Here is a 12023-nt window from a genome sequence, read left to right as displayed (position 1 = left end):
ACGCGCCAAGCGAGGTCACGCGCGCCGATACCGTCGAGAAGCCAGAATAGGCACTCCTCGAGCGCATGGCCCTTCAACTCGTCGAAGGGGATTTCGCTCGGCAGCAGCCATGGCGTCTCCTCCTCGTCCGCCAAGTCCGGTCCTCCCTAGGCGACTGCCGAAACGAGCCCGGCATCGCCTCTCGGCATCAATTCGTGCACCGCAAAACGGATGCCGGCGCTGCGGCATTTGCGCGCCATAAATTCCGCTTCGGAGCTGTCGTGCGTGGACAGGATGACCTGGTAGCCCAGCTCGCGAACCATCTGCCGCAGCAGATCCATGAACGCGCTCGAATGGATGATATCATTATGCTGGAGCGGATCGTCGAGCAACAGGCCGCGCCACCGCGACCATGAGAAGGTCGTGCTGGCGGCGAGGAGCGCGCTGACGCTCAGGGCAGAAAGCTGACCCTCGCTGAAGAAATAGTTCGGGTTGATCTCCAATTGGCTCGTTGCGCCATCGGCATCGGTATGAATGAGCGCCGGTCGCAGTTCCGAGCGCGTGGCATGGTGCTCGGCGCGATAAATGATCGAGGCGTCCGACCAGGTCATCAGCGTGCGCGAGAAGCGCTGGATCGTGTCATTGAGCGGCTCGAGGACCTCCTCGGCGAATTCCTCGGCGCGTGCCTGCATCTTGGTGCCGACATCCTCCATCCGGTCGCGCGCGCGCTGGGCGATGTCGAGCTGCGCCTGGGATTGCGCAACCGCCATCTGCAGCGCTTCGGTCGCCTTCGCCTCGCTCGCCACTTGCCTCTCGAAGATCGTGGCTGCGATCGCCTGCTCGCGCTGCTGCAACTGCTGGTCGTTCTGCCAGATGCGAAGACCGTTGATCAGATCGGTATGCATGGCCGCGATCGGTTCCGCGCGCGCCTGGCGCTCCGCAATCTGCGATCGAAACTGAGCGACGCGGGCGCTATCTGGATCCCCAGTCTGGCCAAGCTGGCCCCAGCGATTGACCAGCGCCTTGCGACCCTCGGCCAACGCGTCGAGTTCACCATTGATCGTCGCCAGACTAGCGTCTTCGCGATTGATCGCCGCCGCGACGGCGTCACGCGCGATACGCGCATCATCCAGTTGCTTCTGATCGGTCTGAAGCTGCTCGCCGATGGCAAGCGCCTCGCTCTGTGCGGTCGTCTCCTCCTGTGCGAGCGGGACTAGAAGACCGGCAGCGGCCGACCAGAGTTCCGGATGCTGGGACAGCAATGACCGCGCGGCTTCCCGATCCGACGACGCATTCGCCAGCGTCCGCTCGAGACTGACCCGCTTGACGCGCTCGGCCTCAATCGCAGCCTGCGCCTCGGCGAGCGCAGCATCCAAGGCCTCCTGGGACGGACCTTCCGAAATGTCGCGGTCCAGCGCGTCCAGACCGGCGCCAAGCGTGATGACCGCGCTGTCGTCATAATGAGTGTCGGCCGCACCGCCGGCCACGACCAGCTGCTGCACCAGGACCGCCTCCCGGTCCTGCTCAGCCGTCAAGGCGGCTGTGAGTTGGGCATGGTCCGCAAGGCCACGGTCGAGCACGGCCATTTGACGGTTGATTTCGTCCTGTCGCACCTTTGCGGCCGCCAGCGCAGCGCCGAGTTCAGCCGCAGGCGCGGCGTCGACGGCGGCGTTCGCAAGCGCCAGCGACCTGAGCTCGCCAGGCGCGAAGGGCGAGGCGCACACCGGACAGGTCAGATCGTCATGGGTCAGTTGATGTGCAATCCGCGCAACCGCCTCGGCGAAGGTCTGGACGCGTGCATCATGGCTGCGCAATTCCGTGGTGAGGCGCACGATCTCGTCGCCGATCGTTCTGGTCTGCGCCGTCAGATCGGAGCGTGCGCCGCGCAGTCCCGGCTCGTCCAGACCATCCGCCAAGGGCTTGAGTCGTTGAATTTCCGTCCGCACGGTTCGCAGCGCAGCGGACAATCGCGCCCTTAATTTTGCGGATTCGAGCTGAGCTGATACCCTCTTCCTCTCGGCACGCCGCGCGGTGGCGGCATCGATGCCGGACCGGCATGTCGCCAGACGGGCTTCTGCGCGCGCCGCGCCGTGTTGCGATGTACCGAGCTGCCGCTGGCTCTCGTCGATCGATGCCGTGCTGCGCTCCAGCTGTTCCATCGCCCGTGAAACCCGTGCTAGCGACGCCGCGCGCCCCTGGATCTGCGCGGACCGCTGTTCGCTGCGCGATAGAGCAGTGGCCGCGGTCGCCAGGCTGATCTCAGCTTGCGCCAGTTGTTCGATCAGGCGGGCTCGGCGATCGGTGATCTCTCTCGCCAGCCTCGATTTCTGCGTCGTCTGATCGCCCGCTGCAGCATAATCACCGCACAAGCGCTCGAGCTCGGCGGCCCGGGCCGTCGCCGCTTCATTGGCAAGCCGTCCATCGCCGAGCAACGCGGCGAGCTGGTTCAAAGCGCCTTCGGCTTCGTCGCTCGCCTTGACCGTTATCCAGCGGGCGCCCGGGACCAGCGGCAGGAACTCCTGCGCGAGACGCTCGACCGTTTCCAGCACCTGCGCGGGCGAAAAGGACCGCTCGGAGTTCGACAACCGCGCGAGACGGTCGCGATCGTCGAGGAGCAGGCGCCATGCATCCAGGACGCCCGACGCCGCGTCGAGCCGCTGTCCACGGTCGCGGATTGCGCGCGTGAATGCTTGGCGCGCGCCCTGGCCGCTGACGCGCTCGCGCAGCGCGTTGATCCGATCGACTCCGGCCGGTCCCTTGAGCGCTTCCCATTGGCTCTTGGGCTCGCGCAGCGAAAACCGCCGCGTCGAGGCCTGGCCGAGGAAATGCGTGATCGACAGATAGCCATGGAGGTTGCCGATCTCGGGCCAGTCGGGCTGCTTAAGCAGACGCGCGATCGAACCGTCCGGCGGCAGGAAACCAGCCCCTCGATCGATGGGCGCACCGTCGGAAAAGGCGAGGCTGACCCGATGGCTGTTCTCCGGCGCGCCGACGCGCGTGAGCGGATTCGGGCCTTTGCGCCGGGCATCATTGGGGATGTCCGAGAAGCGCCCGACCTGGTTGGTCAGTGCCCATTCGATGGCGTCGAAGAAGCTCGTCTTGCCCAGCCCGTTGGCGCCGGTAACCAAGGTCACGCCAGGGCCTTCCGGGAACTCGAACGCATAGCGTTCGCCATAGATACGAAAGTTGGAAAGCTCTACGCTGCGCAGGAAGATGTCGCTCATATCCTGGCTTCCAGTTCGATCAGCGCCTCGACCAGCCCGTCAAAGTCGAGCTCCTTGTCGTCCACCGCCTCTTCCCACCCTTCGGGCAGCGCATAGCTCGCGACTGTATCCAGCAGGACTTGTTGTTGCGACGTCGGCCAAGGGCGAGCGACGAATGTCCGGTTCAGGAAGATTTCGGCGTCTTCAATGGTCGGCGCCTGGTGGTACAGCCACACCAGTTTCCGGCATGTGCGGTCGTCAGCCTCGATTTCGGCGGCAAGCTGCCGCCATTCCGTTCTGCCGATCACGCCGGGCGGTCCGATCAGGAACAATTGCAGGTTGGGCGCTTCCGCGGCGAGCCACGAGCGCGCGATTGTCGCTTGGTTGCGATAGCGGCGCAGCTGCGGTTCGACGCTGGCGCGCAGCGCCGTTCCCGACAGTGCGCCGATCAGCACCGGGACATCGTCAATCCGGGCACCGCACACGAGATTGGGCAGGTCATTGTCGTGGCGCGTGATTGCCGCTCGCGATACGGCCTCGCTGAGTCCCTCGGAGTTGAACCTGCCGCCAACCAGTTCGGTCGGTGCGTCACCAACGCGCGCGCCGATCCGCCGTGCGGCCTCCAACAGGAGACTTGCGAATGCCGGCGCTTCAGCCATGTGTTTCCTCCTCCAGGCCCGCTCGCGCCGCCATTGAGCGCCATTTGAAGATCGACTGCAAATAATCCTGCACGCTCTGCTCGCCGGCTTCCAGGGCGGTCACGAACACCTCGTCCGCTCCGATGACAAGCGGTTCCTCGCCGCGCGAGATTGTTCCGACCTTTGGCGGATCGCCCGCGGCACGGTCGAACCGCAGCTCGCCTTCGACAAGCTGAAACGCGTCCTTTAGCTGGGCCAGCAAAACGACGCCCGTCGACCAAGTTTGGCGCATCGCGCAACTGGCGCCAAGATCGCGACCTCCGATCCAGCCGACCCCGCACGCATGGCCAGTAATCCCTTGTGTCGCGACATTGCCGGGCGGCCCGCCCGACGGCTCGAGTGCATGCCCCGAGCATACCGCGAATGTCAGGCCGAAGAGTGCCGGCTTGGTCAGGAACGGCCGCAGGATCTTTGGGCCGAGCCGGACAAGCAGGCCATCGCGGAGCTCGGCATGATCCTGCTCGGTCGCCAATAGCAGCAGGAACCGCCGTCGCATCGTAGCATCGGCGAGTAGCGCTGCATGCCATAGCTCCCATTGCGCCCACAGTCGGCCCTTCAAAGTCAGCTCGATCGGCCAGCCCATCTCGACCGCCGCCGGGCCCAATACGTCGTGCAGCGCCTCACGGAGCTGGCGGAGCATTTCGCTATCGAGCGCCGCATGGACCGTGCTGGCCAGAGGCAGCGCCGCGACCGACGCCTGCGCATTGAGGGGCGGGGGATCGCTCCAGTCATAGACGACGCACGGCGCTGCGAGGTCGGGGCCGGGCAATTCGCGCGGCGCGCAAAGCTTGCTCATCGCGGCGCGCCAGCCATGAACGTCGCGGGCATAAATGACGAAATCTGGAACATGCGCGCCGATGCGCGCAAGCGCGGCAACCAGGGGGCCGGCATCGGCTGCCGATAGGTCAGCATGGATCACGAGCGGTCGGCCATCTACCCAAAAGCGTTCGGCTTCGCCGGGCGTGATCTGGCTCAGCCACTCGATCTCGCCGCCCTGGCTGCGCACGAAAAGGTGATTGACCACACCCGCGATCGCGGCGGCTGCCGAGGGAGGGGGAACGGCCATGCCTGCCGCCTCGGCAGCCGCTGCCTCGAACCGGACACGCGCCGCCAGCGTCAGTTGCGGTGATCGCGGCTGGGTCGCGGACACCCGCACCCGGTTTGGAAAGGCCAGCAGCGTCGCATCGAAGGGCGCCAGATTGGGGGCGGAGTCGGCGCCAAGCCGAAGGAACCGCCGATAGGGCGTGAACGGCGCGGAACCCTCCAGCGTGATCGGGCCTGTGACGGGCACCGGGCCGGCAAAGGCGGTCGCGGTGGTGACCGTGATGAGATTCCGTCCAGTTGACTGGTCGGCCTCGATGACGAGGAAGGCCGCAAGCCGATTATGCAACGCGGTCGCGCGCCGGAAGAGATGCGGATCGCGGGTATGAAGGTGGATGCGCGCTTGCGGGCGCAGGTTCGCGATGATCGTCTGCCAAACCGGCTGCGGCACGAGCGGGCTTACGCGATCGCGATAGAGGGCGAGCAGATCAAGGTCACCACCGCCGTCCGCCCAGGCCTCCTGTTCGATCAGCTGCACGGCCGCGACCGCCAGCCCGAAATCGAGACCCAGGATGAGCTCGCAAATCGCCTGGTGTTCCATGGCGTTGAAGGCGGCCATGAGAAAGTCGACGAGTCCGCCATCGCCATTGCCCGACACGAAGACGAGCGGCTCGGGCTGGGGCGTGAGCAATGCGGCCGACATCTGCGATGGAAGCCAGTAGGACGGCGTGTCGCCATCGAGATGGGCTTCGAGGCCAAAGCCGATCGCCAGGATCACTACGTCGTAGATCTTGCCCAATGGCGATGCGCCCGGGACCAGCACGCGCACGGTGCTGGTGGTGCTCGGGCTCAGGCCCGTGACGCCAAGATCGGGCTGGAACGACAGAATGGAGGACCGGCGTGCGTCGTCGAATTGCGCGCGAAGCGTGGCGGCAACCGTTCCCGCGGGACCGGCGGTCCAGTTCATCAGAGGCAGACCGGCATCGGGATTGTCCGAGCCGGCATTGGGCCAGTCGTAAAAATGGGGATGAAGATAGCGGCTGCTATGGTGCTGCAGCTCGAGGACATTCGACCGGCTTTCGAAGAGGTCGAGCTTCTTGAGGCCTGGCGCCGCACGCGCAAGCGCGACCGCCCCGGTGATACCGGCCGCACCGCCACCCACGATCGCGACGCTCCCGGTGTCCTGAAGCAACCCACGCGACAGGATGGCGTCAACGAGATTGAGCGCACGTACCTGCTGGGAATAGACGGTCACGCGCTCTTCGAAGCTGCCCAGAACGAGAACGCTATGGGTGTCCGGAACAAGCGCTTCCGCAATGATCTCGTCGGCAGTCATCTACGTGCGCGCTCAGCTCAAGACGTTTCACGCTTGGAGAAGGGGTGCCGCTTTGCCACCCCGAATATCGTCGCACCGATCATCGCCTATCCCCTTCACTTGGCATGATAGCGAAAGGCGCGGTTCGCGCGACCTCAAATCGTTGGGGGACAAATGTAAGCGGCAAGAATGATCATCCGCAAGGCCAGGAATAGAGTGGAGTATTGGTATGGCGGCTTCCGGGAAGCGCTCTGGCGTCCCGGAACGGCCGGAACGGGCGCGTTGCCGTCTGGCTGCTTACTCGACGAGAACGGGCCGCTTGCGGACCGGCAGTTTCTGGCCTTCGCGAAGCCAGTAGCCTACGCTCACTCCGCGAAGGAGCAGGTCCTGTTTTGGGCCTGTTCACGCCATTAAGAATGCTGCTTCGGGCCCCTCAACTGCAGTAAGCAACCAAGCAGCGGGACTTGGCCCGTCGCATACAGTGCCAAAGCCCAATCCAAGCGATAATGGTAGAGAAATGCCCAGGCATGTGGCGCCGTTCTTTACAGCGCAACGCCAAATCTCGTGTTTCCGTTCTTCATGGCCCAGAGAACTAGAGCGGTTTCACCTTAATCCGGGTCATATCCGGCATGGGCGAAAAGGTTTCGGAATTCGTCCGGCTTGAAGATGTCGAGCGCCAGCGCCACGGCCTCAAACAAGCCAGGGATCGTGCGGGCAGCCAGCTTTCTGAGGAACGCCTTGATCTTGGCGAATGCCATCTCGATCGGGTTGAAATCCGGCGAATAGGGCGGAAGGTATCGAAGCTGCGCTCCGGCTGCCGCGATGGCCTCTCTGACACCGGCGACCTTATGCGCGGGAAGGTTATCCATCACCACGATGTCGCCGGGCGAAAGCGTCGGCGCCAGCACCTTTTGAACGTAGACAAGGAAAGCCTCGCCATCCATCGCGCCGTCGAGAAGCCACGGCGCGACGATGCCGTCGATCCGCAAACCAGCGGTGAAGGTGGTGGACTTCCAATGGCCGTGTGGAACGGCGGCCCGGCAGCGTTCCCCACGCTTGGAGCGGCCACGAAGCCGTGCCATCTTCGTGTTCAGGCCGCTTTCGTCGATGAAGACCAGCTTCCTTGGATCGAGATCGAGCTGCGCCTCGAACCAGGCTCGACGCGCGGCCAGGACGTCGTCGCGCTGCTGCTCCGCGGCGTGCGCAGTCTTTTTTTCCACGTGATGCCGCGCTTCTTGAAAAACCTGGAGATCAGCGACTGACAGGCGCTGACGCCCTTGTCGGCTTCCAAACGTTCGGCGATCTCGGCCAGCGAAATGTCCTTTTCGTCCGTATCGATCAACGCCAGGATGAAGGCTTCGTGCGCGTCGAGTTTGGAGCCTTCGGGCTGACCTTGGCGATCAGGCTCGAACGTCCCTTTCCGGCACCAATCGCGATGCCAGGACCCTGCCGTCGAGAAGCCGATCGCAAACCGGCGGGCCGCAGCCCGTGTCGACAAGCCAGCTTCGATCGCTTCGATCACCCGCTGGCGAAGGTCTACCCCGTAAGCTCGCGCCATGAGTTCGTCTCCCTGTCCTTTGCAAACAGGGAATCACGACCTTCGCGAGATCGCAAACATCCGACTCCGAATTGGCTCAAACCGCTCTAGCATCGGTGAGGCGCAAGACCGTGCACTTTCCAGATTTTCCGAACGGTCGACACAGCCAATCCGATTGTCTTGGCTATGGCCTGCGCTGTCCAGTGCGTCGCCTCATGCGGCGGCGGCTCCTGCGTCAGCCGAACCCCCTCTTTGAACAGCCCCGACTTTTCATGAGACCGTTTGGTTTGACGCGGCGATCGGCAAGGCCTCAAGCTGGCGCAAAACGCGGCTTCCGTCTCGGCGGGCGGGCTCGCCAGCCCCGGGAAGTATGAGTCTGATTTTCCTGGGATGCAGTAGAGAATCCTACAGCAATTTTACGGGATTGACAGCATGCTTGCGAAAACCTAGCTTCTGTAGCGAGATCTACAGAGGAATTTTCGATGCGCCTCGCTGACGCCTGCACCATCCACACCGGATATACCGCTCGCGGCCGACTGGAGCCGACGGCCGCCGGGGGCGTGGTCGCAATCCAGTTGCGAGACATTTCCCCCGGCGGCCTCGTCGATCCAGAGCGCCTCACGCGCGTCCAGTTGGAAGGCCTGGCAGACCGCTACTTCGTGCGCGCCGGTGACGTTGTGTTCCGCTCGCGGGGCGAACGAAACACGGCGTCCGCCTTGGATGAGCGTCTGCGAGAGGCAGCCCTTGCCGTGCTGCCCCTGATGGTGCTGCGCCCGAAGCGTGATGTCGTGACGCCCGAGTATCTGGCATGGGCGATCAATCAGCCTCCGGCACAGCGTCACTTCGACGTCGCGGCACGCGGCACGAATATCCGGATGATCCCCCGATCCAGCCTTGATGACCTGGAACTCGATGTCCCGGACATCGAGACTCAAGAAAAGATCGTCGCGGTCAATGCGCTGGCCGAGCGGGAGCGGGAATTATCCCAACTCGCCGCCGCGATACGAAGAAAGATGATGAGCCTGATCCTCGTCGAGCGAGCGAGCAGGATGCGCCCCAAGACGAGGCAGGAAAGGACGTCCAAATGACCGACCAACTCACCCAGCAACAGGTCAACCAGACGGCCTGGGCCGCTTGCGACACCTTCCGGGGTGTCGTCGATGCCGGACAGTACAAGGACTACATCCTTGTGATGCTGTTCCTGAAGTACATCTCTGACCATTGGAACGATCACCTCGAAACCTACCGCAAGCAGTATGGCGGGGATGAAGCCCGGATCCGCCGCAGGCTGGAGCGCGAGCGTTTCGTCCTCCCCGAAGGTGCCAGCTTCTACGACCTCTATGAAGCGCGGAACGAGCCTAATATCGGCGAGCGCATCAACATCGCGCTGGAGCGGATCGAAGATACCAACCGCGCCAAGCTCGAAGGCGTGTTCCGCAATATCGACTTCAACTCCGAGGCCAATCTCGGGCGCGTCAAGGACCGCAATCGCCGCCTGAAGAACGTGCTGGAGGATTTCGCCAAGCCCGCGCTCGACCTGCGGCCTTCGCGGGTGACCGAGGACATCATCGGTGAGTGCTACATTTACCTGATCTCACGGTTTGCCTCGGATGCGGGCAAGAAGGCCGGCGAGTTCTACACGCCCTCCGCCGTCTCCCGCCTGTTGGCGAAACTGGCGGCCCCCAAGCCGGGCGATACGATCTGCGACCCCGCGTGTGGGTCCGGATCGCTGCTGATTCGGGCGGCCGAGGAAGTCGGGTCCGAGAACTTCGCCCTGTACGGCCAGGAAGTGAACGGCGCGACATGGGCGCTGGCGCGGATGAACATGTTTCTCCACGCGAAGGACGCCGCGCGCATCGAGTGGTGCGACACGCTCAACAGCCCCGCTCTGGTCGAGGGTGACCATCTGATGAAGTTCGACGTGGTGGTTGCAAATCCCCCGTTCAGCCTCGACAAATGGGGTGCGGAAAACGCGGACACCGACCAGTTCAAGCGCTACTGGCGCGGCATCCCGCCCAAGTCGAAGGGTGACTACGGCTTCATCACGCACATGATCGAAATTGCCAAGCGCCAGAGCGGCCGGGTGGCCGTCATCGTTCCGCATGGCGTGGTGTTTCGGGGCGGAGCCGAAGGGCGGATCAGGCAAGCGCTGATCGAAGAGAACCTGCTCGACGCGGTGGTGGGGCTGCCCGCCAACCTGTTCACGACCACGGGCATTCCGGTGGCCATTCTGGTCTTCGACCGCTCCCGCGAACAGGGCGGCGCTAACGAGGCGCGGCGCGATGTCCTGTTCATCGACGCCAGCAAGGAATTCACGCCGGGCAAGACCCAGAACGTGATGGACGAGGCGCATATCACCAAGGTGCTCGAAACCTATGCCTCGCGGGCGGAGATCGAGAAATACTCCCACCGCGCCAACCCGGAGGAAATCGCCGAAAACGACTTCAACCTCAACATCCCCCGCTACGTCGACACCTCCGAGCCGGAGGAAGAAATCGACGTCGCCGGCCTGCAGAAGCAGATCAACGCGATCGAGGCCGAGCTGGCCGAGGTGCGCGGGCGCATGGCTGGTTATCTGAAGGAGCTGGGCGTCGATGTCTGAGGGCGAACTGATCCTTTACAACACCGACGACGGCGCAGCGACCATCGGCCTGCGCGCCATCGACGGCACGGTCTGGCTGACGCAGTTGGAGATGGCCGAGCTGTTCGATACCTCCAAGCAGAACGTCAGCCTGCACACCAACAACATCCTGTCCGAGGGAGAGCTGGTGGCGGAGTCAGTTGTCAAGGATTCCTTGACAACTGCGGCAGACGGCAAGGCCTACCGCACGAAGGTCTACAATCTAGACGCCATTCTCGCGGTTGGCTACCGCGTCCGCTCCCCGAGGGGCACCCAGTTCCGCCGCTGGGCCACCACCGTCCTGCGCGAATACCTGGTCAAGGGCTTCGCCATGGATGATGCCCGGCTGAAGCAGGCCGAGCAATGGGATTATTTCGACGAATGGCTTGCCCGCATCCGGGACATCCGCGCCTCGGAGAAACGCTTCTACCAGAAGGTGCGCGACCTCTACACGACCGCCATCGACTACGACAAGACGTCCGAGCAGGCGCAGGCTTTCTTCAAGAAGGTCCAGAACAAGATGCTCTGGGCGGTCACGGGCAAGACGGCCGCCGAACTGATCGAAAGCCGCAGCGACGCGATTGCCCACAACATGGGCCTCACCAGTTGGAAAGGCTCGGTCGTGCGCAAGGGCGATGTCGGCACTGCCAAGAACTATCTCAAGGCCGAGGAGGTCGAGGAACTCAGCCGCATCGTCGTGATGTACCTCGACTATGCCGAGGATCAGGCCAGGCGCCGCCGCCCTGTCTCCATGGCCGAATGGGCCGACAAGCTCGACGCCTTCCTGTCCTTCAACGACCGCGACGTGCTGACCCATGCCGGGCGGCTGCGGATGGACGTGGCGCAGAAGCTGGCCGTCGAGCGGTTCGAGGTTTTTGAGACCAATCGCCGCACCGCCGAGGCGCTGGCAGCGGATGAGGCTGATATCGCCCAGTTGGAGGAGATGGAGAAGGCCGCAAAGGGGCGGACAAAGGGAGAGAAGAAATGAAAGCCCCTGCAGGTTGGGGTAGCGTCTTGCTCCAAGGTGTTGCTGAAGTTCGGTCCGGCCTTTCCAAGAGCTCCAGCCGACAAGGAAAATCTATTAGAAAACCGTATCTGCGCGTCGCGAACGTTCAGGACGGGTTCGTGGATTTGTCCGAAATAAAAGAAATCGAAGTTCCAATAAATCAGATTGACCGATTTAATTTGAGATCGGGCGATCTTTTGCTGATCGAAGGTAACGGAAATCCGGAAAATCTCGGTCGCGGATGCATTTGGGCAGGACAAATCCCCGACTGCGTTCATCAGAACCATATATTTGTAGTACGAACTCTGCACAAAGCGGATCTATTGCCCGAGTTCCTGCTGCTCCAGCTGCAGTCTCGCAGAGGACGGAACTACCTTCTTTCCTGTGCGAAGAGCTCTACAGGCCTTGCCACTCTCAATTCACAGCAGTTGAAGCAATTCCCGGTCCTGCTCCCGCACCTTCCCGAGCAGCGCAAGATCGCCGAAATCCTGCGGGCCTGGGACGAGGCCATCGAGAAGCTGGAGACGCTACGGGCGGCGAACCTTCAGCGTCGCATCTGGATGCGCACTCACCTGTTCACAGGGCGAACGCGGCTGCCCGGTCACACGGGTGAATGGCGCGAGG

Annotated in this window: 8 protein-coding genes and 1 pseudogene; 4 read left to right on the top strand and 5 right to left on the bottom strand. The window is 63.3% G+C overall.

Going from position 1 to position 12023, the window contains the following annotated elements:
* Positions 1-146: 146 nt before the first annotated feature.
* From MJ956_RS17415 to MJ956_RS17395, 5 genes and pseudogenes are all read right to left on the bottom strand, one after another.
* Complete coding sequence (locus tag MJ956_RS17415) at positions 147-3203, bottom strand: AAA family ATPase (protein ID WP_253965709.1); 3057 nt, start codon at positions 3201-3203, stop codon at positions 147-149.
* The gene (locus MJ956_RS17410) at positions 3200-3841 is read right to left on the bottom strand and encodes an ABC-three component system middle component 1 (RefSeq protein ID WP_253965708.1); all 642 of its coding nucleotides are present in this window, start codon (positions 3839-3841) and stop codon (positions 3200-3202) included. The genes MJ956_RS17415 and MJ956_RS17410 overlap by 4 nt, the downstream gene beginning before the upstream one ends.
* Complete coding sequence (locus tag MJ956_RS17405; protein WP_253965707.1) at positions 3834-6257, bottom strand: ABC-three component system protein; 2424 nt, start codon at positions 6255-6257, stop codon at positions 3834-3836. Before MJ956_RS17405 ends, MJ956_RS17410 begins: the two co-directional genes overlap by 8 nt.
* 587 nt (positions 6258-6844) lie before the next feature.
* Positions 6845-7794 (bottom strand): IS630 family transposase gene (locus MJ956_RS17400; RefSeq protein WP_253965706.1). Its coding sequence is split into 2 segments (ribosomal slippage): positions 6845-7452 and positions 7452-7794, totalling 951 coding nucleotides; the frame shifts between segments, so codons are not numbered across the junction.
* 92 nt (positions 7795-7886) lie between these two features.
* Positions 7887-8018 (bottom strand): annotated as a pseudogene (locus tag MJ956_RS17395) (IS630 family transposase); the annotation flags it as partial.
* Positions 8019-8255: 237 nt separating this feature from the next.
* On the opposite strand from MJ956_RS17395, the gene MJ956_RS17390 reads away from it, so the two are divergent.
* The 4 genes from MJ956_RS17390 to MJ956_RS17375 all read left to right on the top strand — a co-directional run.
* The gene (locus tag MJ956_RS17390; RefSeq protein WP_253965705.1) at positions 8256-8861 is read left to right on the top strand and encodes a restriction endonuclease subunit S domain-containing protein; all 606 of its coding nucleotides are present in this window, start codon (positions 8256-8258) and stop codon (positions 8859-8861) included.
* On the top strand, positions 8858-10375 hold the full coding sequence (locus MJ956_RS17385; protein WP_253965704.1) for a type I restriction-modification system subunit M: 1518 nt from the start codon (positions 8858-8860) through the stop codon (positions 10373-10375). The genes MJ956_RS17390 and MJ956_RS17385 overlap by 4 nt, the downstream gene beginning before the upstream one ends.
* Complete coding sequence (locus MJ956_RS17380) at positions 10368-11381, top strand: virulence RhuM family protein (protein ID WP_253965703.1); 1014 nt, start codon at positions 10368-10370, stop codon at positions 11379-11381. The genes MJ956_RS17385 and MJ956_RS17380 overlap by 8 nt, the downstream gene beginning before the upstream one ends.
* On the top strand, positions 11378-12023 hold a 646-nt coding region (locus MJ956_RS17375; RefSeq protein ID WP_253965702.1), incomplete at its 3' end, for a restriction endonuclease subunit S. The genes MJ956_RS17380 and MJ956_RS17375, both read left to right, overlap by 4 nt.

The organism is Aurantimonas marianensis (assembly GCF_024195285.1).
Taxonomy (GTDB): domain Bacteria; phylum Pseudomonadota; class Alphaproteobacteria; order Rhizobiales; family Rhizobiaceae; genus Aurantimonas; species Aurantimonas marianensis.
This window is presented reverse-complemented; position numbering and strand designations above follow the sequence as displayed.

Bases quoted from the DNA above. Each gene is read 5' to 3' on its own strand.
- MJ956_RS17385 (WP_253965704.1), top strand. From the start codon at position 8,858: ATGACCGACCAACTCACCCAGCAACAGGTCAACCAGACGGCCTGGGCC.
- MJ956_RS17390 (WP_253965705.1), top strand. From the start codon at position 8,256: ATGCGCCTCGCTGACGCCTGCACCATCCACACCGGATATACCGCTCGC.
- MJ956_RS17415 (WP_253965709.1), bottom strand. From the start codon at position 3,203: ATGAGCGACATCTTCCTGCGCAGCGTAGAGCTTTCCAACTTTCGTATC.
- MJ956_RS17410 (WP_253965708.1), bottom strand. From the start codon at position 3,841: ATGGCTGAAGCGCCGGCATTCGCAAGTCTCCTGTTGGAGGCCGCACGG.
- MJ956_RS17380 (WP_253965703.1), top strand. From the start codon at position 10,368: ATGTCTGAGGGCGAACTGATCCTTTACAACACCGACGACGGCGCAGCG.
- MJ956_RS17405 (WP_253965707.1), bottom strand. From the start codon at position 6,257: ATGACTGCCGACGAGATCATTGCGGAAGCGCTTGTTCCGGACACCCAT.